This window comes from Pseudomonas putida, assembly GCF_004357765.1.
Classification (GTDB): domain Bacteria; phylum Pseudomonadota; class Gammaproteobacteria; order Pseudomonadales; family Pseudomonadaceae; genus Aquipseudomonas; species Aquipseudomonas putida_U.
The window spans coordinates 33,298-57,888 of the sequence record NZ_SMTE01000013.1; the positions used below are offsets into that span (position 1 = coordinate 33,298).

22 protein-coding genes and 4 pseudogenes are annotated in these 24,591 nt (G+C 51.7%); 8 read left to right on the forward strand and 18 right to left on the reverse strand.

Annotated elements, in window-relative coordinates; translation table 11 throughout:
• Positions 1-204 precede the first annotated feature (204 nt).
• The 3 genes from E2H86_RS19865 to E2H86_RS19875 all read left to right on the forward strand — a co-directional run bounded on the left by E2H86_RS19865 (position 205) and on the right by E2H86_RS19875 (position 1,873).
• Entirely contained in the window at positions 205-1,005 is an 801-nt protein-coding gene (locus E2H86_RS19865) for a polysaccharide pyruvyl transferase family protein (RefSeq protein ID WP_133330915.1), read from the forward strand.
• 365 nt (positions 1,006-1,370) lie between these two features.
• The gene (locus E2H86_RS19870; protein ID WP_133330917.1) at positions 1,371-1,625 is read left to right on the forward strand and encodes a hypothetical protein; all 255 of its coding nucleotides are present in this window, start codon (positions 1,371-1,373) and stop codon (positions 1,623-1,625) included.
• Positions 1,622-1,873, forward strand: coding sequence for a DUF3077 domain-containing protein (locus E2H86_RS19875; protein WP_133330919.1), 252 nt, complete (start codon positions 1,622-1,624; stop codon positions 1,871-1,873). Before E2H86_RS19870 ends, E2H86_RS19875 begins: the two co-directional genes overlap by 4 nt.
• 85 nt (positions 1,874-1,958) lie before the next feature.
• Here the strand turns inward: E2H86_RS19875 and pyrF are convergent, their stop codons facing one another.
• Positions 1,959-2,660, reverse strand: a complete 702-nt coding sequence (gene pyrF / locus E2H86_RS19880; RefSeq protein ID WP_133330921.1) for an orotidine-5'-phosphate decarboxylase — start codon at positions 2,658-2,660, stop codon at positions 1,959-1,961.
• Positions 2,661-2,840: 180 nt separating this feature from the next.
• Between pyrF and E2H86_RS19885 the strand changes: the two genes are divergently transcribed.
• Positions 2,841-3,008, forward strand: a complete 168-nt coding sequence (locus E2H86_RS19885; protein WP_003252762.1) for a DUF2897 family protein — start codon at positions 2,841-2,843, stop codon at positions 3,006-3,008.
• A 51-nt stretch (positions 3,009-3,059) separates the two neighbouring features.
• Here the strand turns inward: E2H86_RS19885 and E2H86_RS19890 are convergent, their stop codons facing one another.
• A complete protein-coding gene (locus tag E2H86_RS19890) occupies positions 3,060-3,392 on the reverse strand; it encodes a ComEA family DNA-binding protein (protein WP_133330923.1) in 333 nt (110 codons plus the stop codon).
• Positions 3,393-4,600: 1,208 nt separating this feature from the next.
• On the opposite strand from E2H86_RS19890, the gene tnpB (E2H86_RS19895) reads away from it, so the two are divergent.
• The 3 genes and pseudogenes from tnpB (E2H86_RS19895) to E2H86_RS19905 all read left to right on the forward strand — a co-directional run.
• The gene (tnpB, locus tag E2H86_RS19895; RefSeq protein WP_230385545.1) at positions 4,601-4,960 is read left to right on the forward strand and encodes an IS66 family insertion sequence element accessory protein TnpB; all 360 of its coding nucleotides are present in this window, start codon (positions 4,601-4,603) and stop codon (positions 4,958-4,960) included.
• Positions 4,961-4,978: 18 nt separating this feature from the next.
• A pseudogene (tnpC, locus tag E2H86_RS19900) lies at positions 4,979-6,556 on the forward strand (IS66 family transposase).
• 44 nt (positions 6,557-6,600) lie between these two features.
• Positions 6,601-6,837, forward strand: a pseudogene (locus E2H86_RS19905) (IS66 family transposase); the annotation flags it as partial.
• Positions 6,838-6,892: 55 nt separating this feature from the next.
• On the opposite strand, the pseudogene tnpB (E2H86_RS26330) reads toward E2H86_RS19905, so the two are convergent.
• Together tnpB (E2H86_RS26330) and E2H86_RS26335 are read right to left on the reverse strand one after the other, a co-directional pair.
• A pseudogene (gene tnpB / locus E2H86_RS26330) lies at positions 6,893-7,087 on the reverse strand (IS66 family insertion sequence element accessory protein TnpB); the annotation flags it as partial.
• Between the two features lie 183 nt (positions 7,088-7,270).
• Positions 7,271-7,476: pseudogene (locus E2H86_RS26335) on the reverse strand (transposase); the annotation flags it as partial.
• Between the two features lie 39 nt (positions 7,477-7,515).
• Here E2H86_RS26335 and E2H86_RS19920 point away from each other — a divergent pair.
• Positions 7,516-8,433, forward strand: a complete 918-nt coding sequence (locus tag E2H86_RS19920) for a metallophosphoesterase (protein ID WP_133330927.1) — start codon at positions 7,516-7,518, stop codon at positions 8,431-8,433.
• Between the two features lie 49 nt (positions 8,434-8,482).
• Here E2H86_RS19920 and E2H86_RS19925 read toward each other — a convergent pair whose 3' ends face one another.
• The 14 genes from E2H86_RS19925 to E2H86_RS19990 all read right to left on the reverse strand — a co-directional run bounded on the left by E2H86_RS19925 (position 8,483) and on the right by E2H86_RS19990 (position 24,517).
• Complete coding sequence (locus E2H86_RS19925) at positions 8,483-9,733, reverse strand: O-antigen ligase family protein (protein WP_133330929.1); 1,251 nt, start codon at positions 9,731-9,733, stop codon at positions 8,483-8,485.
• Between the two features lie 26 nt (positions 9,734-9,759).
• A complete protein-coding gene (locus E2H86_RS19930; protein WP_133330931.1) occupies positions 9,760-11,145 on the reverse strand; it encodes an undecaprenyl-phosphate glucose phosphotransferase in 1,386 nt (461 codons plus the stop codon).
• A 309-nt stretch (positions 11,146-11,454) separates the two neighbouring features.
• A complete protein-coding gene (locus tag E2H86_RS19935; protein WP_133330933.1) occupies positions 11,455-12,564 on the reverse strand; it encodes a DUF1972 domain-containing protein in 1,110 nt (369 codons plus the stop codon).
• 17 nt (positions 12,565-12,581) lie between these two features.
• Positions 12,582-13,856 carry a hypothetical protein gene (locus E2H86_RS19940; RefSeq protein ID WP_133330935.1) on the reverse strand — a complete coding sequence of 425 codons (1,275 nt, stop codon included), beginning with the start codon at positions 13,854-13,856 and terminating at the stop codon, positions 12,582-12,584.
• A gap of 43 nt (positions 13,857-13,899) precedes the next feature.
• Positions 13,900-14,838, reverse strand: a complete 939-nt coding sequence (locus tag E2H86_RS19945; RefSeq protein ID WP_133330937.1) for a polysialyltransferase family glycosyltransferase — start codon at positions 14,836-14,838, stop codon at positions 13,900-13,902.
• 36 nt (positions 14,839-14,874) lie between these two features.
• Positions 14,875-15,573 (reverse strand): acylneuraminate cytidylyltransferase family protein, encoded by a 699-nt coding sequence (locus tag E2H86_RS19950; protein WP_133330939.1) that lies wholly within the window; start codon positions 15,571-15,573, stop codon positions 14,875-14,877.
• Positions 15,566-16,621 (reverse strand): nucleotidyltransferase family protein, encoded by a 1,056-nt coding sequence (locus E2H86_RS19955; protein ID WP_133330941.1) that lies wholly within the window; start codon positions 16,619-16,621, stop codon positions 15,566-15,568. Before E2H86_RS19955 ends, E2H86_RS19950 begins: the two co-directional genes overlap by 8 nt.
• Positions 16,622-16,641: 20 nt before the next feature.
• Positions 16,642-17,295, reverse strand: a complete 654-nt coding sequence (locus E2H86_RS19960) for an acetyltransferase (protein WP_133330943.1) — start codon at positions 17,293-17,295, stop codon at positions 16,642-16,644.
• On the reverse strand, positions 17,292-18,380 hold the full coding sequence (gene neuB / locus E2H86_RS19965) for an N-acetylneuraminate synthase (protein WP_133330945.1): 1,089 nt from the start codon (positions 18,378-18,380) through the stop codon (positions 17,292-17,294). Before neuB ends, E2H86_RS19960 begins: the two co-directional genes overlap by 4 nt.
• A gap of 4 nt (positions 18,381-18,384) precedes the next feature.
• Positions 18,385-19,542, reverse strand: a complete 1,158-nt coding sequence (gene neuC / locus E2H86_RS19970; protein WP_133330947.1) for a UDP-N-acetylglucosamine 2-epimerase — start codon at positions 19,540-19,542, stop codon at positions 18,385-18,387.
• Positions 19,539-20,690: a LegC family aminotransferase gene (locus E2H86_RS19975; protein WP_133330949.1), complete on the reverse strand. Its 1,152-nt coding sequence runs from the start codon at positions 20,688-20,690 to the stop codon at positions 19,539-19,541. Before E2H86_RS19975 ends, neuC begins: the two co-directional genes overlap by 4 nt.
• A gap of 8 nt (positions 20,691-20,698) precedes the next feature.
• Positions 20,699-21,679 carry an NAD-dependent 4,6-dehydratase LegB gene (locus E2H86_RS19980; protein WP_133330951.1) on the reverse strand — a complete coding sequence of 327 codons (981 nt, stop codon included), beginning with the start codon at positions 21,677-21,679 and terminating at the stop codon, positions 20,699-20,701.
• Positions 21,679-22,902 (reverse strand): lipopolysaccharide biosynthesis protein, encoded by a 1,224-nt coding sequence (locus E2H86_RS19985; RefSeq protein WP_133330953.1) that lies wholly within the window; start codon positions 22,900-22,902, stop codon positions 21,679-21,681. Before E2H86_RS19985 ends, E2H86_RS19980 begins: the two co-directional genes overlap by 1 nt.
• Positions 22,903-23,467: 565 nt before the next feature.
• A complete protein-coding gene (locus tag E2H86_RS19990; RefSeq protein WP_133330955.1) occupies positions 23,468-24,517 on the reverse strand; it encodes an LPS O-antigen chain length determinant protein WzzB in 1,050 nt (349 codons plus the stop codon).
• Between the last annotated feature and the right edge of the window lie 74 nt (positions 24,518-24,591).

Genomic DNA, 24,591 nt, shown 5'->3' on the forward strand with positions numbered 1-24,591 from the left:
CATCATCTCAGTGATTTTACTAGTATTATCAATGAGATGAGCTGAGCAGAAGCCCTAATGATATCATTGCGCCTCTATCGCTGAATCGCTATATTCCTTGCCTTCCCGCGCCTCGCATCAGCCACCCTAGCGGAACGAATAACCCGATAAATACTGGACCCACGCGCCCGGCGCGTAGCCATCCCTGGAAGGACAATCAGAACAATGAAGCCGATCAGACTTTTCTGGTGCCGTGGCAGTGGCCGTGACAATGCCGCCCAACAGAATTTCGGTGACTACCTGTCTGCCGACATCGTGGAGTTCGTCTCCGGCCGCAAAGTGGAGCACGCGTCGATTCGGCGTGCGGACATGATCGCCATCGGCAGCGTCCTGGGGCGGGAAAAGAAGGCCAAGACCTGGGGCTTCCCGCGCAAGCTACATATCTGGGGCACCGGCTCTGGCAACCCAGACGATATATTCTCTGGCCGGCATCACTTTCATGCGGTACGCGGTACCAAGTGCCTGAGCCAGATTCGCGGAAAAAAAGTCAAACCCGTACTGGGCGATCCGGGGCTGTTGTCGGCTTCGCTGGTGAACAAGCCGATCGACAAGTGCATTCGCGTCGGCCTGATTCCGCATATTCGTGATCGAAAGAACACGCGAATGGCTGAACTGTTGACCAGGATCCCCGGCGCTAAGGTGATCGACGTCTATTCGCCCGTGAAACAAGTACTGGCCGAGATCGCCTCTTGCGACTTCGTGCTATCGACCAGCCTGCACGGACTGATCGTCGCGGACTCCTATGGCGTGCCGAACCAGTGGCTATCAACGAATCGCTGCCCTCGGTGGGAATACAAGTTCCAGGACTACTACACCAGCTTTGGCTTCGACAACCCAGCGCCGCTGACGGTTGATGAGATATTGCTGGCTCGGTCGTGGACGATCGATGCTGCCTTGCAAGCGTATGCTCGACCGGGGCTGGATGACATGAAACAAGCGCTGGTGAAGGTTTTCCCTGATTTCTGAGTACGTCTTGCGATTTCTATCAATGCGGCGCGGGCAGAGTGCGTTATCCGTAGGACTTTTCCGAACCTGCAACCGGATGCTTCAAAACAAAGCAGGTTCGGAACTATCCTACGCTCGCCGCAGAAGTTTCATTGTTGTCGGGCCAATACCCCAGGAATAACGTTCCTAGGTCACCAGTTGATGGTGGCCGGGTGTGAGAAACCCGACGAACAAATGGCGGTACCGTTATGGCGGTCGTGTGCGGGCAGACTTCGGTCTGGCCGAGGTTTGCCTTTGTTCTCGGTTTTCTCACCCCGTGCATGGCCGCCACCCAAAACCCGTGAGAAAAGTTGAAGTGGTGGCTCCTTTCACAACAAAGGTGCCCTATGAAAAAGAAAATCGTACCCGACCCTCCAGTTGATCGGGCCTCGCCCCGCTACACAGTTCCCGCCCACATCACCCGCGAAGATGCCATATTCTCCGCCAGCAGGCTCATGGAGAGCTTCACTCACGCCAGTAACCGGTATCTGAACGCAGAGACCGAGGAACATGCCAAGGCCGCCCTCAATGACATGACGATCTCCAGCGATTTGTTGGCTGCGGTGCTCATTCACCTTCACACACTGGAAGGTAGCCAATGAAGGCTATTCTCGGCACCCGCTCCACCGCAGGCCAAACCACGTTTTCCGAGTTGTACGCAGTACGTCCAGGCATTCCCCTCGACCATGCGTTCTCGGAGCTCTCCGCCCTCCTGGGCTGCATAGAGCATTTGACCGAGGAGGCGGAAATGGAGAGCAACCTGATCGCAGGCAGCGCGGCGCGCATGCTCAGCGCCATGGCCAAGGCGCTGATCAACGACATGGAGATTGGTTTGAACTGCGGTGGTTGATCCACACCGAAGCGGCGCACCCGGCAATAAAAAGGGCCGGCATCAAAATGCCGGCCCCCCCTTCACGCCATCGCCAAGGCGACGATTAACCGCGAATCTCTGCCACCACTGCTGCCAATGCTTGAGCCGGATCCGCCGCCTGGCTGATCGGCCGACCAATCACCAAGTAGTCAGAACCCGCATCCAGCGCCTGACGCGGCGTCAGGATACGACGTTGATCGTCCTGAGCACTGCCCGCCGGACGAATACCTGGGGTCACCAATTGCAGCGCAGGATGCGCAGCTTTCAGCGCAGGCGCTTCGAGCGCCGAGCACACCAGGCCGTCCATCCCCGCCTTCTCAGCCAGTGCCGCCAAACGCAGCACCTGCTCCTGCGGATCGACATCCAGACCGATACCAGCCAAGTCCTCACGCTCCATGCTGGTCAGCACGGTCACGCCGATCAGCAAAGGCTGCGGGCCGGAACGCTTGGCCAGGACCTCACGGCAGGCCGACATCATGCGCAGGCCACCAGAGCAATGCACGTTGACCATCCAAACACCCATCTCGGCTGCAGCCTTCACCGCCATGGCCGTGGTGTTGGGAATATCGTGGAACTTGAGATCCAGGAACACTTCGAAGCCCTTTTCGCACAAGGTTTCGACGATACCCGAGGCGCTACTGGTGAACAGTTCCTTACCGACCTTCACCCGGCACAGGGCTGGGTCGAGCTGGTCAGCCAGCTTCAGGGCTGCGTCACGGGTGGGGAAATCGAGGGCGACGATCAGGGGCGTCTGGCAGGCGGACATGGGCGGGTCTCTTGGCAAGTCTTGAACGGCGCGCATTGTAAACGAAGTGGGCCGGGGTTTGGGGGCCGTGGGTCATCGGAATTGGCCTGGCATCGCGCCACTCCTATAATTGAACCAACGGACCGGGTAATCGCTCAAAAATTATACAAGCGACGCCTGACAGCTCTAAGGAGAATGACAATGCCCTGGTATGCATGGCTGATACTCATCATAGCCCTTGGCTCCATCGTCGGTGGGCTGATGATGTTGCGGGATACGGCGAAGAAACTGCCGTTGACTGAGGAGCAACTGCGTAAGGTGCATGAGCGTAATGCCGAGGCGGATGCCAAGGATGCGCAGGATCGTTAGACGCGATGAAATGGCGTCGGGGCAGGTCGTGCCCTGCCCCGGCCAGTTGGGTTACTCCACTACCAGTTTGCCTCGATTCCGCTCCAGCAAGGCGTTGCCTATTCCCTTGATTTCCAAAAGTTCATCGACTGAGGCGAAGGGGCCGTTGGCGTCGCGGTAGGCGACGATGGCCTCGGCTTTGGTTTTGCCGATTCCGGCTAACTCCTGTTGCAACGTGAAGGCGTCGGCGGTGTTCAGGTTCAGGAGGCTGGCGGGGGTTTGGGCTTGGCTGACCGCTGGCGCTGGGTCGTTCGGGAGACTCGTGGTCGTGGGGGCAGCACTGAGGCTGAACGACAGGCCGGCGAACAGGGGAAGCAGAAGGTGTTTTACGATTGATTTGCGCATTAGAGTCACTCCTGTGAGGTGAGGTTGAATGCAGCAGCTCCTTGGCTGCCTTTTCAAACTAGCGGGTCACAGGCGATTGGCCCAGTATCTTTGGCTAAGCAATAGTAACTGAATTAGACATCTCAAACTGTTGCAAGACCATTAGGTAATTTTTCCCACAACAAACCGTAAGCTCTCCGTAGATCTCACTAGTTAAATGATGAGAAGGAAGTCGGATATTTCTGAAACCACACACTAGTCGGCTGCTTTTGCAGCAGCAGTGAAGCAACACATCACGGTGTTTCAGGGCAGGGCACCTGTCAATTTTACTAGTTGTGGAAATCGCAGTCCCATCATCCAATGAGAGGCCGTTGCTATGAACGGCTGTGCAGGAAATTAATGCCGGTAGCGCCCAAATGGAGAACGCTTTGGATTGTTCAACTGGTGAACTCGTCGAATGGTTAAGTGGAAGAAGACGCCTGCTGGGCGGGGGAAAGCCCCGAAGGTCACCTGCCCAGCGGACCCGGCCACAGTTGCCTTTGTCATTGAAGAAGTCCATATGAAAAATCCTGAAAGCCAACAGACCAATAAAGTGTGCTAGGCACAGGGATGCCGACGAAAATACCTATGGCTGTAAGCGCCATGTTGACCCTACAGGTGCAAAGGCAGCGCTGGAGGCGTGGGTCAATGGAAATCGGATAAGATCCATTGGGACGGGCTCTACGGCCCAAGTCAAGCCCCGTCTGGCGTCTACACCCCGGGCAAGGGCATCGGGACATCACGGCGGTTCAGTCAGACAAATTGATTGGAATATCACGATAACCTTCAAGCATGCGGCCTGCACCTCGTCCACCGTCGTGGAGATCGTCATAGGTTTTCTTACCACGAGTCGTAACTTTGCGCTGGTGTATTAGAACGCCCCACTGGGGCGCTTACGGGCTGGTGATGGAGTATGTCGGTATCCACCGGCGTAAGGATAGCTCTCACCATCCCCTGATTTACCTGAAACCGGCCCCGGGAGGGGGCGGGGAAAGAGCCGTAGTGCCGTACTATTCCTCTGAGCGCAAAGCCGAACTGTTCGAGATGCTGGGCCCTCCACTCAAACTGATGATGGCCGAGGTCGCCAGGGTGTTACTGAAATGTCGTAAGGGATCCATCATCCCCACATTCCAAGCGCCCACCTGATTCCCGACGCTGCGCTCCCGATTTCGTTCTGGAGCCCGCCCGCTATGATGCGACCCGACAGCAAAGTCGAAAAAGTCTACCTCTACCCCAAGCCCGTGGACTTTCGAAAGTCCATCGACGGCCTCACGGCGCTGGTCGAGTTGGATATCAAGGTCGCCGTGTTCGACCCCGTACTGTTCGTCTTCCTCAATAAAGCCCGTAACCGCATCAAGGTGTTGTACTGGGAGCGCAACGGCTTCTGCCTTTGGCTCAAGCGCCTCGAAGCCGAACGTTTCAAAACCGCCCCCGACGCCAGCGACGAAGCGATTATCCTGACCGTCCAGGAACTGAACTGGCTACTTGACGGCTTCGATCTCTGGCGCAACCGTCCGCATCAGGTTCTGACGCCCCGTTTCGTCGCCTGACCCGGTATAATCCGGGCCATGATTTCAGTGCCCGACAACCTTCCGGATGACCCTGTTCTGCTCAAGCAAATGCTGCTTGAGAGTTACGCTGCTCGTGCGTGTGAGCAATCTGCTGCCCATGTGCGAGCAGGAGGTCAAAGCGGCTTATACGACACACATCGACGACCTGAAAGAGCAGATCAAGTTATGGCGTGACCGTTTCTTTGGCCGTAAGTCCGAGCAAACCGTCGATCCCAATACGCCGCAACTGGCGATGTTCAACGAACCCGAAAGCGACCCGCTACTGGCGGTGGTCGACGATGCAGACGAAGAAGTCGTTGCTCCAGCCAAACGTCGCGGCAAACGCAACCCCTGTCGGCCGATCTGCCTCGGGTCGAAGTCATCCACGATCTGCCCGAGCACGAACTGACCTGTGCCTGCGGTTGCCGCAAGCATGCCATTGGCGAAGAAACCAGCGAGCAGCTCGACATCGTGCCGATGCAGATCCGCGTACTCAAACACGTGCGCAAGATCTATGGCTGCCGAGGCTGCGAAACTGCGCCGGTCACTGCTGACAAGCCAGCCCAATTGATCGAAAAGAGCATGGCCAGCCCCAGCGTACTGGCCATGCTGCTGACGACCAAGTACGTCGATGGCTTGCCACTGCACCGTTTTGAAAGCGTACTGTCCCGCCACGGTATCGACATCCCCCGGCAAACCTTGGCGCGCAGGGTGATTCAGTGCAGCGACCACTTCCAGCCGCTGCTGAACCTGATGCGTGACCGGTTGCTGGAAAGCCCGGTGATTCACTGCGACGAAACGCGTGTACAGGTCTTGAAAGAGCCAGACCGTGACCCGACCAGTCAATCCTGGATGTGGGTGCAGGCCAGCGGGCCGCCTGACCGACAAGTTGTGCTGTTCGACTACACCACCAGCCGTGCGCAGGAAGTACCCTTGCGCCTGCTGGAAGGGTATCGCGGTTACGTGATGACCGATGATTACGCCGGTTACAACGCCTTGGCGTTGCAGTCGGGTGTCGAGCGGCTGGCGTGCATGGCTCACGCGCGCCGCAAGTTCGTCGAGGCGCAGAAAGTGCAGCCCAAGGGTAAGACGGGCCGCGCCGATGTGGCGCTGACGATGATCAACAAGCTGTACGGCATCGAGCGTGACCTCAAGGAGGTCAGCGACGAACAGCGGTTCATCGGTCGCCAGGAAAGAAGCCTGCCGATCCTCGGCCAATTGAAAAGCTGGCTGGAAAAGACGCACTCCCAGGTCACACCGCAAAGTGTGCTGGGCAAGGCCGTGCACTATCTGGCGAACAACTGGAGCCGGTTGGAACGCTATGTCGAGGCCGGCCATTTGCCAATCGACAACAACCGGGCAGAGCGTGCGATAAAGCCGTTTGTTATTGGGCGTAAAGCGTGGCTGTTTAGTGACACGCCCAAGGGCGCCACGGCCAGTGCGCAGATCTACAGCTTGGTCGAGACCGCCAAGGTCAACGGCCAGGAGCCCTATACGTGGCTGCGCCACGTACTTGAGCGCCTGCCGTATGCGTCGTCAGTAGCAGACTACGAAGCGCTGCTGCCATGGAACTGTTCGCCAGAGGTGCCACGGTAACCTTGGTTTCCACCTTGCGGTAGGTGGGGTTCATGGATCGGTTACGTTGCAAACGCAAGCCGCTGCCAGCAGATTTGCCGCGTATCGAAGTTGTCAACGAACTGCCCGAGCATGAACAGACTTGCGATTGCGGCTGCCGCAACTGCGAGGCAACGCCCGGAACGGCGGACAAACCTGCCTGGGTGATCGAGAAAAGCATGGCTCGCCCAAGTGTGCTGACCACCAAATACGGGGACGGCTTGCCGCTTCACCGCTTCGAAAAAGTGCTGCGGCGCCACGGTAGCGCCGGAGGTCGAGGCCGTCGAGCAACCAGTTCAGTTCCTGAGCGGTTAGGACAATGGCTTCATCGGTGACATCAGGTGAGGTTTTCAAACGTTCGGACTCCAAGCGTTTGAGCCAGAGGCAGAAACCGTTGCGCTCCCAATACAAGACCTTCACGCGTTTGCGCGGCTTGTTGAGGAAAACGAAAAGCACTGGGTCGAACACCCCCACCTTGATATCGAGTTCGACCAGCGCGGCAAGGCCATCAATGGATTGTCGAAAGTCAACGGGCTTGGGGTAGAGTTACACTTGTTCGACTTTGGCGCATCATGGTCGGCGACCTCCAGAAATAAATCGGGAGCACAGCATCGGGGATCAGGTAAGAGTTTTGAATGTGGGGATTATGGAGCGCTTACGACGTTTGAGCATCTGATCCAATGTGCCCGGGTTTCACCAACCCCGGGATCGTTGATACAACGTTGACCATGGGCCGAAGCGTTCCGGCATATCTCGCCACGCAGCGCCAGAACAGAGTACCCAGAGCACGCCATCGACCATCAGACGGTCGTTCAGGCGGGGCCGTCCCGGTCTTGGATTTCAGCGAAAAGATTGGTAACACGAGTCCAGGCGGCCTCCGAAAGCTCGTAAGGCTTTGCCATAACAGAATTCCTTTCCGTAGAAGGCCGGTAGGTCATAATATGAGCATTGAAACCAAGACATCCACACAGGGCATTCATCGAAAACAAGAAAATGTTAAAAAACCAAACCACACAAACCAAAACACTTCAACCAAGACAATCAAAAAATACAAACCAGGCTTAGATATGAAATATACACAAAAAAAAATAGAAAAACGATTACAACCCTGGTCCCACACAGAATCTCAAAAAACCACTTTCACTCCTCACGTTTTTGCACCAGTAAGATTTTTTCGAGAGAATAAGGTCGGTAGAGACTACGTGGTTGGAGACATCCACGGAAGATACGACCTACTTACTAAACTACTTAGTGTAGCAAGCTTCAATATCAGCAAAGATAGAATTTTCGCAACTGGAGACCTAATCGATAGAGGAAGTTTTTCGCACGAAGCACTATGGTGGCTCGATAAATTATGGTTCAACTCAGTAAGGGGAAACCATGAGCAGATGATTATTGATGTAATGGCTGGCACTGGAGATCCCAAAAGACACTTCAGGAATGGAGGGGAGTGGTTCTACGAAACCTCGAAACAACAACAATACGACATTGCAAGTGCTTTATCTGAACTACCGATTGCTTTTGAAATAGAAAAAAGCAAAAACTCCAAGGTGGGTGTAGTACACGCAGAGCCTCCTCGCTGGGACACTTGTTGCTGGGAAGAGTCCTTAGCACTCTTAAATGCAGAACACATTGATTGTAAGCCTGCCAGAACGCAGGCAATATATAGCCGTACCAAACTGTCAGAATTGAACACATCAACTATAAATGGAGTAGAACGCATTTATCTCGGACACACCACTGTGAAAGAGGTAATTACACTAGGGAACACGACATACATTGACACTGGCTGTTCTTTTGAAGATGGAAAGCTGACAATGATTGACATTAAATCAGAAAAAATATACTCCAGATCATAATTAAGCAGTAGCGGACGGACCGAGGCCCGCAACAAAAATAAAACCAATACTAATACTTGGTGCCACCTTCATAGCGCCTGTGAGAAACAGCTAAGATTATGGCGAGCGGGAGCCAAAATACTGTCCAGTAGTCACCGGGGCGCGTGTAAATCCTTTCTACATCCGTGAGCATTGCTATCAATGCGAACGACAGCGCAGGAACAGCGATGCGTATCCAATAATTTTGCCGCAAACAATATGCGTTATAAAGAGCAATTCCTAATCCGACACCCATGAGCACTAGAGATACCAGTCCACTATCGTAGATCTGCTGCAAATAGAGGCTATGCGCGTGCGGTGATATCGTCTCCTGCCCGGGCCACTTGTATTCGAAAGGAGTACCCAGGCCATGACCTATTGTCCAATGTCCATGCATTGTCGTAAAAAAATAATCCCAAATAGGTTCTCGGCCGGAAAGCTTCCGGTAGGCTATTTCAAATAATATCTTATCCCACCACAGATAGCCCGCGAGCATTACGCACAGTAAACCTGAAACCAATACAGCCCAAGCACGGAGGGAGTTATTCAAAGCTACCACCAGCAAGGAGGCGGCCGCCAGTCCGAACCAGGCTCCCCGAGTGTAAGTAAGAAGCACATATAAAGAGAGAACAAAAAAGCACGCCATCCATAATACAAACTTTAAAGAGGTCGTGGAGCGCTCCAAGGCGAAGCTAAGAGCCCAACAAGCTACCGCGCCATGAAATATACCAGCAGCGACAGGCCAACCGAAATCTGCAAGTCCCCCAAACCCCAACGCATGTATACGATATGCTCGATATGCCAACGAGTGCCCAACAACACCATACTGATAAACCAAACTTATCAAAGCGCTAAAGGCAATAATCGCCACTGATGAAAGAAGCGCAAATCGTAGGTATTTTGGACGATACTCAATAAGCCCCCAAATGGAGACCAAGTATAAGGCAATAAATAAACCACGTTTCGCTAAAGACATTGCACCTGTATCGCCTCCGCTCGCCCAAACTGTACTCAACCCTCCCCAAAGGAGAAATAGCCCCCAGGGAAGGTAGACTTTACCGGAGAAAATAAAAAATCGAAACTTAAACAAATTATATATAAAAAGAACCAATCCCGGCAACAGCAGCCAAATATAGACTTGAGAGTTCCGAGCACTACCTGAAGTAATCCAGACCTTCCCCGTAATCTGAATAAAAACACCGATTGCCATAATTAAAAAAAGCAGGCCTATCCAATCCCGGCCACTACGAGAAAACATGCGATTGCTGACAAGATCACTCATATTAGCACAACTCCAACGCAACGTGTTCAATATGCGTTTTTGTTTACAAAGCCCTTAAACACAGTCAATGATATAATTTTTAGGTCAAGCCAAAGCGACCAGTTATCAATATACCAAAGATCATACTCAACTCGCTTCTGCATTTTTTCAAGCGTATCAGTCTCCCCTCGATAACCACTAACCTGGGCCCAGCCTGTAATTCCTGGCTTGACTTTATGGCGCTGCATATAGGACTCAACTAATTCCTTGTAGTACTCATTATGCGATAATGCATGAGGCCGCGGACCAACGATTGACATCCGGCCTTGAAGAACATTGAAAAACTGGGGTAGTTCATCGAGACTAGTTTTGCGCAAAAATGCACCAACCTTAGTTATACGATCATCTCGGCGTGTAGCTTGGGTAACCGCTGCACCTGATTCACTATGAACAACCATGCTTCTAAACTTGTAAACTTTGAAACGCTTACCGTTAATGCCTGTACGATATTGTTTGAATAGCACCGGACCTTTTGAGGTCAAACGCACCGCCAACGCAATGGCGAGACACACCGGAAGAATTAATATAGATATGAGCATGCCAAGAAAAACGTCTTCAGCACGCTTTAAAAAACGAGCAGCGCCATCCATTGGACTGCAACTAAGATCAAGAGAGTAAACCCCGGCAATATGGCTCACCTTGTGATTAAGGAGACGGATATCATCCCACTCCGGAATAAACCTTATGGCAACAGTATGATGACGTAATTCGTACATTACCGTACGCACTGTCCCCCCTTCACTCAGGGGCAAGCACAACCAAACCTCGTGTACGCCAAGTTCACTCACCCGCTCAAGTATTTTTTTTGCCCATTTTGCATCATTATCGAAAGGAATACGTTCCAGCACCTTAAAACCATACTCCTCCAGCGAAGATCCTTGACTAAGTTGGCTAGCTGATGACCCTCCGGTATCTACCAGCACAACAGTTTTCAAATTCAGCCCCGAAGCTCGAACTCTTTTCAGAATGATAAATGCTGCTATGCGGAGCAGCAGACTTAGCGCCCCGCCAGTCAAAAGCATTGTGCTAAACCAAATACGAGAGTAGTTTTCGGAGACCTTCAGAAAAAAACTCAGAGACAACAAAATACCAGCTGCCGCAAGCCATCCTATCAACAGAACGCTAAACTGACGAACAAACGCATATCCTCGCTGAGACCCGTACACGCCACCCACGCCCAAACACGCCACAACCACAACTGCTGAAATTGTTGTAGCAGTATTGTACCGACCGTTCATTTCAAAAATATCGAAACGATAAAAATGGGCGAGCAATCCGGCCAAGATCACAATAAAGAAATCCAATAAGGCGACGAAAAGTGGTACCGGATAGCGCTCGGCAAATGTTGGCTGATAACGAGGGATGGCTTGCATAATCCTTACTTAAACTCCGGCAGATCTTATTGAGAAGGCTAAGTTTCTACCCACACAGAAAACCTCACGAACAAGGCTAAACTGTCTCCATTAGATCCAAATTTATCACGAAACCACTGACCACGAAAAGTTTTCCGAAAAAGACTCTGGGACCTCAAACCAACTCCCCATAAGGAGATGCGCTTGAGAGCTATTCCACTGGCTTCCGAGGTGGCCACGTAGCGTTCCGGGTTGGCATGCACAAAGTCCATATAGTTTGGGCCCTATGTGAACGCGCTACCCGCAGATCATTTCAAGGAGGGCAACCCTTTAGCGAGGGTACCAATCGTTAAGAAGTCGTTCGTAATCACTTAAAATACGCTGCCATGTAAATGCGGCTTTGTACCGGCTGGAGCTAGTAGCTTTCATGCCGTTGACAGCCATTTGATCTTCGAGCATGCGATCAAACAATTCTGAGCAATGCGCTTGATCTTTGAAATATAGAGCAGCATCTCCAGCAACCCAGCGATTGAATTGATTATCATGCGCAATTACGGCGCATCCGGCACCTAGAGCCTCCACCAATGAAGGATTCGTCCCCCCCACACGATGCCCATGAAGATAAAATCTACTGTAAAAACGTAGAGCTTGCACCTTCGGTACTGAATAGATAGCACCTGGAAATATGATTTCCTCACTAGCCGCTGCCATCACCTGACGATGGTACGAGTTTTGCTTAGAAAAATTCCCGAGTACCACAAGTGTATGATTACGCTTTTTCGAACTGAATGCCGCTACCATCTCTAAGAAAGAATTTTCAGGTTCCGGTCGGGCGATGATGATTGAAAACTCCCCCGCCCGAACATTAAATTCTCCTAGTAGCGACTCATCCGCATCTAAAACCTCATCCCCACCATACGGGATCATTGAAATCTTAGACTCACGAACCCTGGTTGATAGATGTTTTTTGATTTTCGGATGATCTGCAATCAAATGATTACCAACCCAGCAGCCAAATCTTTCATTGATCCAAAACCAAGTTTTAGCCGCCAACCCCCATTTGTCTCGACGCCATTCAATGCCATCCATATTGAAGATGTTTTTTTGCCCTTTTAACTTTTGTAGGGTATTAAAAATGGCAGTATTATAGCCCAAAGTCAGAAATAAACCCTTTTGACTCAGCGCATGAATTGTTGCACGCCAATCAAAGATAATCGTTCCTAAGGCTCCGGTGCGCTGAACTGGGATGTGAATACGATGAACACCTTGCCAGTTGCTTTCCCAAATCTGAGTGCCTTCCGTTTCTTGGCAATACACACTTACAGACCAGCCTAACTCTATAAGGTATAGTGCTAGCTTTTCAGCAAAAGTTTCGAACCCACCATGCTGAGCAGGAACGCCTCTAGTCCCCAATATGTAAAGCTTTTTCTTTGCCGACATCTTCAATACGCAACCTGTTAAGTATAGTTTGGCTTTTCAAGGCTTTGTTTGATCCCACAAGCCTGGAAGCGCAAGCGTGACGAAATTATGAATCTTCCGACAACTCCTAGTATGAGTAGCGGAACCCCAAAATAGAGGTAAGGTGATACAAAACCCGCAGCCGCTACTCCGCTTGTCGTAACCGAAAAAATTAGCAGCAAAATAAAAGATAAACCACCACGCCCCACCAACAATGGCCAAACGATATAGAAAAAAGCAACTAAGCATCCTGTTATTGCAGGATAGAGCACTGCCCCTAACATCCCAAAATCTACGAACCCTGCGCCGACATAAGACGGTGTAATACCCCCGCCAGGGAAATCATAACCAAGAGCCTCTTTCAAGTGCGCGCCAAGATTTACATCTGGCCCTGGGACGATGACGGCAAGTTCCATTAATATGCCACCACCGCTTAAAAAATCTTTATATTGTGTAAGAATTACGTCTAGGTTCCAAACTGTAACAAACGAGCGCCAAAAAAAAGACGCCGCAAAGCGTTCAAATACATCCCCCCCGCCTTTACGCAAGACGCCTAGTAGCACAAAACAGCTAAGAACTACAACAGCCAATATAGCAGATTTAAGTACGGGTATTTTTCCAAATTTAGTATATAGCTTGGCGATACCACAGATTACAACAAGGAATGCTATCCCTGATCGGAATCCGAATGAAATCATACAGGCCGCCGAAACGAAAAATACAAACACTTTTATTAGAAAATGCCTATCTTGACGAATGCTACTCCATGCAGCCCCTATGAGAAGAAACAGCTGAGCTGGGATTACGAAAATTCCATTTCCGCTCATCGCGGCAACTCGCTCATCTTCGAAGCCACCGTCGGCTGCAAGGCTCAGCAATGCACTAAATCCACTGCGAACCGCCACCACCACTGTCAATAGGACTCCCACAGCCCAAAGTATATCCGCGAATCTATTGGCACGAGCATCCAATCGGAAGGTGAAACGTTGGTATGAAGTGCTCGAAAATCTAAGCCTTACCGCACTACCTAGAACAAGATAAGTTACCGCTGCAGAGAATACAGTTATCACATATGATAAGAGAACCAAGATCAAAGTTAGATTTTCAATATGGTAGGCAGGGTATATATTAAAGTAATAGACAAAAACACCCAGCGATAAAAAAAATAAATGATAGTCCAACATAAATACAATTGGATTACCAAAATCGAAGAACCCCCATAATTTAGCATGAAACACAAGCGCAACAGAAAATAAAAAAAGTATCAAAGTCATGCTAAGTGCTCATCCATTTTTGCCTGCACTATATCGTCAGCGCTCATATTTTTTGGACGCCGAAACGCGCCAATAAGTCAGACATTGGCATGTCTCCAACTTTTGCCTTGACCACATGAGACTCGGGCACACAAGAGTAGCACTTCACTTCTGGGAGCATGCTGGAGATATTTACCAATGCAGAACTAAAAAACCCCCATACACTACCGACCCCAATGCTAGCGGCAACCTCCTCTGCTGTAAGCAATTTTAGCTCATCTGACAGCATCTCAAAATTTGGCGGCAAATCGTCAAACGATTTCCCTCTGGTCCAATAGCTATGATGCGGCTTAAAGTAAACTTTTTCGATATCTCTCATCTGAGAATACAATTTTTCGCGAACCACCTCAGCTTCATCCTTTGAATAAATTGCTTCGATATCCTGATCTACAAAGAGCGCTATTGAGGGCTCCAAATGCTTTGACCTAACGATGGAAAATTCAAATTTTGTGATACGCCCATGCATTTCCGGCATGAAAATAAGGTCAGGATGCCGCACAAAGGTCTCACGAATAATCCGCTGCTCACACCCGGACAGATAACCTTTTGTGCGGCGAAATCGATAGCAAAGTAGAGCCGCAATCATAGACTTTCTACTAGTTTGCCGCGCAACAATACCAGTCACATCCACGCGAATATAATTCATCAAACCGTCTTCGTAAATAAAAATATCACGAACCTTAGATGAATAAAAAAAATAGTTAGCCAGAAGCTGTTGAGGGTGCGGCAAGAGCACACTTATATCGCGACCCAACAACATCAAAATACGAAACCAAAAAAATTTTGCAACCAAACTTAATCTTGCGACATACCTAAAACTGAAAAATGACTCATAGAAAGGGACGATTATGTACCCCCGAGCCGATAGTACAGGAGTAATATTCTCCAAGATCTTCAAGTGCAGCTTTGTGTATCCAAATACTAATAGGTATTTTCTTTTCATTGATTGAGCACTTAACCTAAAACCCACGTAAAACAATCATACATCTCGTGCGCACCCTACTATACTAGCACACATCGTAAAATCAACATGCGTATCGATATCAATGGATCTTTCAGTTGGCATGACATACGCATTGACCCTATTTGTATATAAGAGCTTGGTTGTTACTACGTGATATTCAGGTACTATATAAATAGCTCCATTCAATCGATACGTCCTAGGGAGGTCCTGACTTCTCGCGGGAGTCAGAAAGTCTACCCCTTTAAACTCGCCATCTTCAGCTATACTGCCACACCATTGAATTGGATGATCTACCTCGCATACGGAGACTACAGTTTCGTCTGCGCGCTGCAAAAACTTTTTGTAGGCTTGCTCAATATCATAGCTAGCTCGGAGTGGAGATGTAGGTTGTAATAGAATAATATCGGAATAAAGAAAACCCTGCGCTCGTTCGCGCAGAATCACATCGAGAAGTACATCAACTGTCTTTGCATTGTCGTCTGCCAGACTAGGATCTCTAAGCATAGTATTCGCCCCAAATAACTCAGCGGCGGCGAGAATTTCCTCATCGTCGCTGCTTACTACTACTTTGTCAGCTATGCCAGAGGCCAGCGCTGCTTCTATAGTCCAGGCGATCAAAGGTTTGTTCCCGAGCGGCAGAATATTTTTCCGCGGTAAGCGTTTGCTACCACCTCGAGCGGGAATAACCACTAAAACCTTCCGCCCCTCACCCATTAAACACGCCTCCCACTTCAGCCTGTGCTCGATGGAAATCTTCGATCCTACCGATATCTAACCAATACTCATGTATTGGAAACATATTCACAACTTTGCCACCCGACATTGCTTCTTCTAAAATAGTCGGCATGTCGATTTTAGCATCCCCCCTAACGCTCTTTACTAACTCTGGCGAAAGCAGATAGATACCTGCATTGATGAAGAATTTCTGTATTGGCTTTTCCACCATCGAAAGTATTTTATGCCCTTCGCTCTGAACAACACCATAAGGCACCTGATATTCATACTCACGTACACACATAGTAGCCAATCCGTCATGAGCCTCATGAAAACTTAAAAGATTTTGGAAGTCTAAGTTCGTGAGTAGGTCACCATTCATCATAAATAAAGGCTCATTAATTTCTTCGTGCGGTAGCAACCCTAACGCCCCACCGGTACCAAGCGGTTCGCTTTCATGCACATAACGGATACTTACACCCCAATCAGAACCATCACCGAAGTAATTCCGGATCATTTCTGGCATGTAATGAGTTGAGATAAAGAATCGATGAAAGCCCGCATTGATGAACCCCTGCATTATGAGTTCGAGAATTGGCTTCTCGCCCACTTTCAAAAGTGGTTTAGGACATGTCTGAGTCAAAGGGTGCAAGCGTGTGCCAAACCCGCCTGCCATCAGGAAAACCGGGTTATTACGCAGACGTTTATTTAGAAGCCCGTGAAGCGTTTCAAGACCTACAACTTTATAATCGCTGTCGACTACCGGTAACTGCAAAACTTGAAATCTTTCCATTACAGAAAGCATCCTCTCACGACTCCATCCGCGGTGGGCTACCTGCGGCGTTGCGTGCATCGCATCCTTCACAGGAGTCGACAGAGGAAGATGGCGCAGCAGCGCCCGTCGTACATCACCATCGGTTAAGGTACCAAGCATCCGCTGCTCCTCGTCCGTGACAATCACGATTCTCAGTGCTTCGCGGTCGAGGACCGCTATGGCATCTTCCAAAGCGACATCGGGGCGCAGTAGCACTGATTGCCATTGTTTCATTTTTGCTATCCCTTACTAAACTAGAGTGACGCCGGCTTCAAACGCGGCATAGCCCCAAGCAGAACCTGATGGGCTGAAAGATTGCGGACGAGCGTAGCGCCCGCCCCCACGACCGAGTCACGGCCAATCCTTAAGCCTTGAATAATGTTCGCACCACAAGCGATAAACGCCCCAGACTCTACATGCACAGAGCCGCACAGGGTAGCGCCAGGTGCGATATGTATATGTGACTCAAGAATGCAATCGTGGTCGATGGCAGAACGAGTGTTGATGATGCAGTTGGCACCGACCACGACGTCGGCCTGTATGACCACACCAGCCATGACTTGCACTCCGTCACCGAGGCTGGCCGAGGGATCGACCCAGGCCGTTGGATGAACTAAAACGGGAAAGCGAAAACCTGCTGCGTGATACTTCTCATAGACCTTTTGCCGGACGTTGCCATGAACCAGTTGGCCGATACCATTGATCAGACCTACCTCATTACCTGTCTTGGACGTCAACGCCTCGTCGCCTCCCAGTACCGGCAGGCCTCTCCATTCCTGGCATCCTCGCTCAGCCAACTGGGGGTCGCACACTCCGACAATCTCCCAGCCCGAAGCGCGGGCAAGCGCGAGCAGGACCTTTGCATGTCCTCCCGCGCCCAGCATGATCAATGGCAGCGTGCTGCTCATGCGTCGATCGTCTCGCCTGGCAAATAATCACGGGAAGCAGCCTGACCGACCAGCTCCCAGAGCATAGCGGGGGGCAACCCCCTGCCGCAGCGCGCCGTGCTGAGATCAGAGCGTTGCAGAACCTGGCCTGCCGAGATAGCGTTAGTTACCACCACCTGCTGCCGAGCCGCTCTGCGGGTATCCCATTCACTTGGCTGAGGCGCTTTCCCGCCATCGCCAAGGGCCAACTGCAACGCTCGGATATCGGCAACCATACCTTTGAGCTCGTCTGGCTCTAGCGACGCCTTATGGTCAGGGCCTGGAAGGTTGCGGTCGAGGGTAAAGTGCTTCTCGATCACCCGAGCGCCGCGCGCCACTGCAGCTACTGGTATCAAGCTACCTTCAGTATGATCGGAGTAGCCAACTGTCAGACCAAAGGCCTCAGCCAACGTATCCATTGCCCGCAGATTCACTTCAGCCGCCGGGGTCGGATATTGCGAGGTGCAATGCAGCAACGTGACATGCCCTTGTAGCGCCTGACGATGCTCGGGCTTGCTCCAGCACTGCCACACTTCATCGAGCGACGAAGGCTCCTGGTCACAGTTGAGCGCATGGGCAACCACGGCAAGCGCCGTTTCAACCTCGGAAAGTGTCGCCATCCCGGTGGACAGGATCAAAGGCTTTCGGCTACGGGCGAACGCCCAAAGCAGCGGGGCATTGGTCAGTTCGCCAGAGGGCACCTTGAACGTTGGCACCCCAAGTTCAACGAGAAACGCCAGACTCTCGCTATCGAACGCCGTGGAAAGAAACTCGATGCCCTGTTTCCTGGCATGCACCTGCAACTCGGCGTGCCATTCCCGGGGCAACTCCAACTTCTTGAGCATCGCCAGCTGGCTTTCTTGAGCGTCGGTGCTCTTTTTTTGATACGCCGCTTTCGGCGCGCTTGCCGAAGCAAGCTTTTCCGCGCTGAACGTCTGGAATTTAACGGCATCCGCTCCGGCTGCCGCTGCGGCATCCACCAATGCAAAGGCCAGCTCTCGCTGACCGTTATGGTTAACGCCCGCCTCGGCGATGATGTATACGTTGTCGCGGTTCGATGTCTGCATGGAGTTACACCACCAAATCATGGAAATGCTTAGGCGTAGCCACACTAAGCTGTTCTAGTTCTGTAACAATGGCACTCGCGGCATCCCCCTGACCATAGGGATTATCGACGTTACTGCACGCGGTGCGGAAATCGGCCCCGAGAGCCTTGCGTAGTGCCTGCTCGATGCCTGTACGCGTCGCATCGCAATGTACGACTGAAGCTGCAGCGAGACGTCCCTGCTGGCGCAAGCCGATATTGACCGTCGGCACGCCAAAAGCCGGGACTTCGATGATACCGCTAGAAGAATTGCCCACCACTGCGTCTGCCAGTGCCACGGCGCTCAGATAACGCTTGAAACCAAGGGAAGGAATGGCGAGTACACGATCAGCATTACGCTGAGCGTAGCTCTCCAACAAAGGAATGATCGCCCGTCCGCCATTGTCGGCGTTCGGGTACGTCAGAATGATCTGGTGATCCTGGAACTGATCAAGCGCCTCAAGCAGAGCATTGAAGCTGTCCTGGGGGCTTTCCTCGAGGAGTGTGACTGGATGGTAAGTCACCAGCAGATAGGGCTTCTTCAACTCAAAGCCTAGACTCGCCGACAGCTCAGCCAACCCCATACGCTCGGATCGCATCAGGTGATCGAGGCCAATGGCACCCACATTGAACACTCGCTCCGGCGACTCGCCCATCTGGATGACGCGACGGCGATAGGGTTCAGCAGCGACGAAGTGCAGATCCGCCATCTTGGTGATCGCGTGGCGGATGGCATCATCATAAGCACCTTCGGTTATTTCCCCGCCGTGCAGGTGGGCCACCGGGATGCGCATGATCAAAGCAGCCTGGACGACCGCCAGCGCTTCAAAACGATCGCCCAGGACGACCAATACATCAGGCCGAAGCCGATCGAGTGCATCGGCGAAACCTATGGTACCAAGGCCCATTGACTTGACCACGCCGACGTCGGTGTCGGAAGACAACAGCATCTCGACCTTGGCATCAAGGGTGAAACCGTCCTGCTCGATTTGTTGCCATGTGGAGCCGAACTCCGGCGAGAAATGCATCGCCCCGGCAATAACTTGCAACTGCAGGGTTGGGCTGGCCTGGATGTCTTTCATCAACCAATACAGCAGCCCATATTCAGCCCTGGTGCCGGTAAAAACGGCGACCTTGCGTTTCATGCGTGGAACTCCGGCAACACGCTGCTTGGCAGGTTGACGATCCGCGCAGCCAGCCACTCGGCGTTGGTCAGATCACCCTTGATGGCATTCTCGTACATCGGCAGGTGGTTCATGAGTTGCCAGATCGGCCGAGTCATCACGCCATTGTCATTGGTAGCCTTCAACAACGCCTGGCGTTGTTCAAGGCCTTCACAGATAACGGCATTGAGCCAGTAGTTGGAACGGCAGCCCTCTGGTTCTTTTACGAACTGCAAGGAACCACCTGCCAACTGCGCATCATAACGTTGCGCAAGTTCGCGCTTGGCCTCGATGAACTTGTCCAATTGCTCCAACTGGGCGCAACCCAGAGCCGCGTTCAGGTTCGGCAGACGGTAGTTGTACCCCACCTCGTCGTGTACGTACTCGTAGGGGTGGGGCTTTTTGGCTGTGGTAGTCAAATGCTTGGCATGCTGACCCAGCGCCTCCCCGGCGAGGATCATGCCACCACCACCGGTAGTCATGATTTTGTTGCCATTGAAACTGAGGATACCCACCGCACCAAACGTGCCAGTGTGTTGCCCCTTGTAGAGGCTTCCCAGGGACTCCGCTGCGTCTTCGACCAAGGCGATGTTCCAGCGCTGGCAAACGGCAACCAACTCATCCAGCGCTGCCGGATGGCCAAACGTATGCATAGGCACGCTAGCGCGGATGACCTTTTGGCTAAGACGCGTCCGACACAGGCCGTCGTCGTCCAGGAATGCGTGCTCCTGCAACCAGGTATCCATCGCCGCAGGGCACAAACCGAGCGTCTGGCGGTCGACGTCGATGAACAGAGGTTCGGCACTGCAATAGGCAATGGCGTTGCAAGTGGCAATAAACGTGAGCGGTTGCGTGATCACCAGGTCGCCCTGCCCGACACCGACCAACTTCAATGCGATATGCAACGCCGCGGTACCGTTCACGGTCGCCACGGCTCGAGGGCTGCCGGTATAACTGGCCATGTCCCGTTCGAAACGGTCAACGAACGCACCCACACTGGACACGAATGTTGACTCGATGGTATCGACCACATAGTCGCGTTCATGGCCGAGGAACACTGGAGCGTGCAACGGGATGAACTCTTGGGTGCGGTATTGCTCGCGAATAAAGCTGATCAAAGTGTCGAACATGGGAGGCCTCAAACGTTATAGATATCAGCTTTGTACTTGGCCAGGTTTTCCGGGCGGGTGAACCAGTCGATAGTGGCCTGCAAGCCCTCACGAATCGAATATTGCGGCTTGAAGCCAGTCAGACCGTTGATTTTGGTGTTGTCACACCACAGGCGGAACACCTCAGATTTCTCAGGGCGCAGCCGCTGGTCGTCTGTAAGAAACTCGACATCGCTCCCCATCAATTCCTTGATCAGATTGAGCGTGTCGCCGACAGTGATCTCGAAGTTCGAGCCGATGTTGACAGTGTCGCCGATCGCTTTATCGCAGCGTGCCAGCTCAAGGAAACCTCGGCAGGTATCCGCAACATAATTGAAATCCCTGGTCGGCGTCACATCGCCCAATTTGATCTGCTTTTTGCCACTGGCAATCTGGCTAATGATGGTCGGAATGACTGCACGCGCCGACTGGCGCGGACCGTAGGTATTGAACGGTCGTGCGATGGTCAACGGCAGGTCGAACGCATTGAAGAAGCTCATCGCCATTGCATCGGCACCGATCTTCGATGCGCTGTACGGCGACTGCGGCTGAAGGGGGTGTTTTTCATCGATGGGCACATACTGCGCCGTACCATAGACTTCGCTGGTAGAGGTGTGAATGACCCGTTGCACACCGTTTTCCAGTGCGGCCTGGCAGATATTCAACGTACCCTTCACGTTGGTATCGACGTAGCTATCCGGCGCGACGTATGAGTAAGGGATAGCAATGAGCGCGGCAAGGTGGAACACCACATCCACATCCTTGGTGATGTGCTTGCAGTAGTGGGGGTCACGCACGTCTCCATTCAGTACCTCAATGTCCGCGAGGCAATCGACATCCTCGAGCCAGCCCCAGTAGTTAAAGGAGTTGTACTGCGACAGTGCCTTAACCTGGTAGCCTTCGCGAACCAGCAATTCCGTCAGGTGAGAGCCGATAAAACCATCTGCACCTGTGACAAGAGCTTTTTTCATCATTCCACTCGCTTGTGTCTTTTATAAAACAAATATTCCGGCGGGCTGAGCAGCGCATAGGCCAGAGCCTTCCAGACCGTGCTCAACCCAAATCCGACCACCAAACCGGCAAGCACCGCACCTCCCGCCGATTGCCCCGATAATCCAAACACCACCATCACAAAGGCCGCACAACCAGCAATATGACTCATGATGATGTGTTTGTCCCTGCCTTGGGCGTACAAACCGAACTGAGGGATCATCCCCAAGCTGAAGATGGTCGTTGCCAGCAGCACCCAGGGGAACATCCACGCCTGCGCCATATAGATGGGTTTATCTAGCATTTCTATGACGTAGGGAACCAGAAGGACCGCGATTATGCTAAAGACGATGCAAATCAGTACACACTGCTGAGTCAACCGACGCATGCAAGAACGGAAGTCCGTTACCTGACCGCTATTGTGCGCTGCAATCAATGTTGGGTAGATATAAACGAACACCCCTGCATCTAGGAAGGATATCAAGGCATTCGAAATACTCATGAAAAGTACATAGGCTCCGAGCACTTCCAATCCGGCCAAATGCTCCAACCAGTACCTATCTAAGGTAAAGATCCCTCGAGTAGCAAGAGTGGACAAGAGAAAAGGGACCGCAACCCAAATTCCCATCTTAATCCAGCGCCAGTCCAGCGCCCTCTGCCAACCGGATGAGTTCAAACGCATCAGGTATAAAAATGAAACCATGCACGCAGACAATCCGCCCACCGTCCAGCAGAGCAGTACGAACTGCAGATTCTGGGCTTGCGTATCGATAAACATCACTGCAACAGCGACAATCGCCCAAGCACCGGCACGCAGGAACAGCACTACGCTGGCAACAAGCTGCGCCGACAGGGCTACTAATACTCTGTTTAACTCTTGGGCCAAATGTTCCAGCACTAGCAAAACAAAAAACCAGCCCATCAGACCGAGCGGCAATATGCCTCTAAAGAACAAAAGGCTGAGCAGCGGCAGAAACACAACATAGAGAATCGCACAAAGCACTACTTGGCTTTTGAGGATATCCCCCCAATCGCCTCCTTTCCGCTTTATGATCTCTCGAGTGGTAAACGTGTAAAAATCTAGCCCCACGAGGTAAAGCGCGTAACTGATACTCGCCACGACTAGACCATAAAGCCCTAAATCCGCAGGTTCCAAAAATTTCGCAAGGAAAAGCACCAGCAGAAACTTGCTGGTTAGAGTCATACCTCGCAACCCGACGTTGGTCAGCCGATGCACGATAGGCCGACTGAAAAGCTGTGAGATAGCGTCCACTTTGCGTCCGCCTAGCATCACGATTGCGAGTATGCGAAGGATAACGCAGAAAATTTCACATCAATCATATTCATCCCAAAATCAAGCGTTCGATTCCTCTTGAAACCTCGTCAGCGACAATTGGAATCAAAAACTAAAAATAGTGTTCAAAATCAAATTCTAGATATCCCGAGACCAGCATACTGTCCTCATTAGCAACATCCGCAAGCAAAATCTTGAAAATCAGACCATGAACCATTAGTTGAAAAATACCTTTCTCATACGGTCAAAAACGCTACATTCCGAAACACATAGAAATCTCATGCCCGAAACAAACAGATTCACTCTCACTGAGCACTTTCAGCTCAGAAAACATCGGAGGTGGCCATGACTCACTCTGTCTCGCGCCCGCCGCGCCAATTCAAGGCTGAGCAAGGGTCTAAAATGCTTCGTCCAGCGCGAACATATCCCAAAGTTTTGGGCATTCGCACTGGACTCCACCAACAAGTAAGAGGTATTAGCCTTCTCGCTTCCTGCGCACATCAACCTGAGTCATGAGGTGACGCACAAATGCAAGCAGTAGGCCTAATACAACGCCTGCCATGATTCCTAAAGCAACAATTACAGATTTCTTCGGACTAATTGGCTTATCCGGCGACTCAAGCGCACCATCCTGTCGGTAGACCTGAATCACACCACTGTCAATTTGCAACGTGCGATAAAAGGCTAGCGCTTCTTGTCGCTGGCGCAGATTGGCTACAAACGGATCGTCCGACGAACGAGCACGCAAGTTTTCAATTTCTGCCTCAAGTGCTTTGCTGCCTCGCATATATGTTAGAGTCCCCTCCATCCCGGCTGCTACCTCTGCGGAAATGATCGGAGGTTTTTCAAGACCAATCGATTTCGCCACCCGCAAGGCTTCTGTCAAGCGAGCTATTCTGTCTTCACGCTGCTTACGCGTACTCTCACGGGCTGCATTGATCTGCTGCTCAAGGTTATTCGCCTTGACCGTAGCATCTGCCTTCACATCTTTGACAATATCGCCAACCCCACGGCGACCCGCCATTTCAACATATCGGGTAGCCCACTCAGCCGCCACTTCGGGATTAGGCAATTTCACCTTGATAAAGTAACGAGTCGGCGCATCTTTCGAAGCAACACCTAAAGACAATACTTCTTGGAACTCGCTATACAACGCGTCTTGCGACCCACTACGTTCATCCGCTGAGAGGCTAGGCAAGTAATAGCTGCGGAAAAATTCTCGGCGCAATGACTCTGACTGCAAATTGCGCAGATAAGCACCATACACATCGCTGACCGACATCATTGCTAGGCCGGTCTGCCCGCCGCGGCCAAAGTTCAGCTGCGAAATATCATTCTGTGTCGGCGGCTGGACAAAAAGTTTAGCCTCATAGATTGGTGTCTTCAGGAAAGCGTAGGCCACTGCCCCCGCCGTCACGATGGCCGCCGTGACCACCGCCAGCACCTTGTGCTTCCAAATCCCCGCAATCAGCTCAAACAGATCAATCTCGTCATCACCGCTCAGGCGCTCACGTTCACTGCGCATTTGTTCTATTTTTCCTTAGATCCGTCTGTCTGCAAGGTTTCTGGAAAATGGCACGCCATAACCCCCAATCCCTT

What these genes read in the sequence shown, in the direction of transcription:
- E2H86_RS19980 (WP_133330951.1), bottom strand. Translation starts at nt 21,679, where the DNA reads ATGAAAAAAGCTCTTGTCACAGGTGCAGATGGTTTTATCGGCTCTCAC.
- E2H86_RS19875 (WP_133330919.1), top strand. Translation starts at nt 1,622, where the DNA reads ATGAAGGCTATTCTCGGCACCCGCTCCACCGCAGGCCAAACCACGTTT.
- E2H86_RS19865 (WP_133330915.1), top strand. Translation starts at nt 205, where the DNA reads ATGAAGCCGATCAGACTTTTCTGGTGCCGTGGCAGTGGCCGTGACAAT.
- neuB (WP_133330945.1), bottom strand. Translation starts at nt 18,380, where the DNA reads ATGCAGACATCGAACCGCGACAACGTATACATCATCGCCGAGGCGGGC.
- E2H86_RS19985 (WP_133330953.1), bottom strand. Translation starts at nt 22,902, where the DNA reads ATGACTCTAACCAGCAAGTTTCTGCTGGTGCTTTTCCTTGCGAAATTT.
- E2H86_RS19975 (WP_133330949.1), bottom strand. Translation starts at nt 20,690, where the DNA reads ATGTTCGACACTTTGATCAGCTTTATTCGCGAGCAATACCGCACCCAA.
- E2H86_RS19940 (WP_133330935.1), bottom strand. Translation starts at nt 13,856, where the DNA reads ATGACTTTGATACTTTTTTTATTTTCTGTTGCGCTTGTGTTTCATGCT.
- E2H86_RS19960 (WP_133330943.1), bottom strand. Translation starts at nt 17,295, where the DNA reads ATGAGCAGCACGCTGCCATTGATCATGCTGGGCGCGGGAGGACATGCA.
- E2H86_RS19950 (WP_133330939.1), bottom strand. Translation starts at nt 15,573, where the DNA reads ATGGGTGAGGGGCGGAAGGTTTTAGTGGTTATTCCCGCTCGAGGTGGT.
- E2H86_RS19955 (WP_133330941.1), bottom strand. Translation starts at nt 16,621, where the DNA reads ATGAAACAATGGCAATCAGTGCTACTGCGCCCCGATGTCGCTTTGGAA.
- E2H86_RS19890 (WP_133330923.1), bottom strand. Translation starts at nt 3,392, where the DNA reads ATGCGCAAATCAATCGTAAAACACCTTCTGCTTCCCCTGTTCGCCGGC.
- E2H86_RS19990 (WP_133330955.1), bottom strand. Translation starts at nt 24,517, where the DNA reads ATGCGCAGTGAACGTGAGCGCCTGAGCGGTGATGACGAGATTGATCTG.
- E2H86_RS19920 (WP_133330927.1), top strand. Translation starts at nt 7,516, where the DNA reads ATGAGCATTGAAACCAAGACATCCACACAGGGCATTCATCGAAAACAA.
- pyrF (WP_133330921.1), bottom strand. Translation starts at nt 2,660, where the DNA reads ATGTCCGCCTGCCAGACGCCCCTGATCGTCGCCCTCGATTTCCCCACC.
- E2H86_RS19870 (WP_133330917.1), top strand. Translation starts at nt 1,371, where the DNA reads ATGAAAAAGAAAATCGTACCCGACCCTCCAGTTGATCGGGCCTCGCCC.
- E2H86_RS19935 (WP_133330933.1), bottom strand. Translation starts at nt 12,564, where the DNA reads ATGTCGGCAAAGAAAAAGCTTTACATATTGGGGACTAGAGGCGTTCCT.
- E2H86_RS19930 (WP_133330931.1), bottom strand. Translation starts at nt 11,145, where the DNA reads ATGCAAGCCATCCCTCGTTATCAGCCAACATTTGCCGAGCGCTATCCG.
- E2H86_RS19945 (WP_133330937.1), bottom strand. Translation starts at nt 14,838, where the DNA reads ATGAAAAGAAAATACCTATTAGTATTTGGATACACAAAGCTGCACTTG.
- neuC (WP_133330947.1), bottom strand. Translation starts at nt 19,542, where the DNA reads ATGAAACGCAAGGTCGCCGTTTTTACCGGCACCAGGGCTGAATATGGG.
- E2H86_RS19925 (WP_133330929.1), bottom strand. Translation starts at nt 9,733, where the DNA reads ATGAGTGATCTTGTCAGCAATCGCATGTTTTCTCGTAGTGGCCGGGAT.
- E2H86_RS19885 (WP_003252762.1), top strand. Translation starts at nt 2,841, where the DNA reads ATGCCCTGGTATGCATGGCTGATACTCATCATAGCCCTTGGCTCCATC.
- tnpB (WP_230385545.1), top strand. Translation starts at nt 4,601, where the DNA reads ATGATGCGACCCGACAGCAAAGTCGAAAAAGTCTACCTCTACCCCAAG.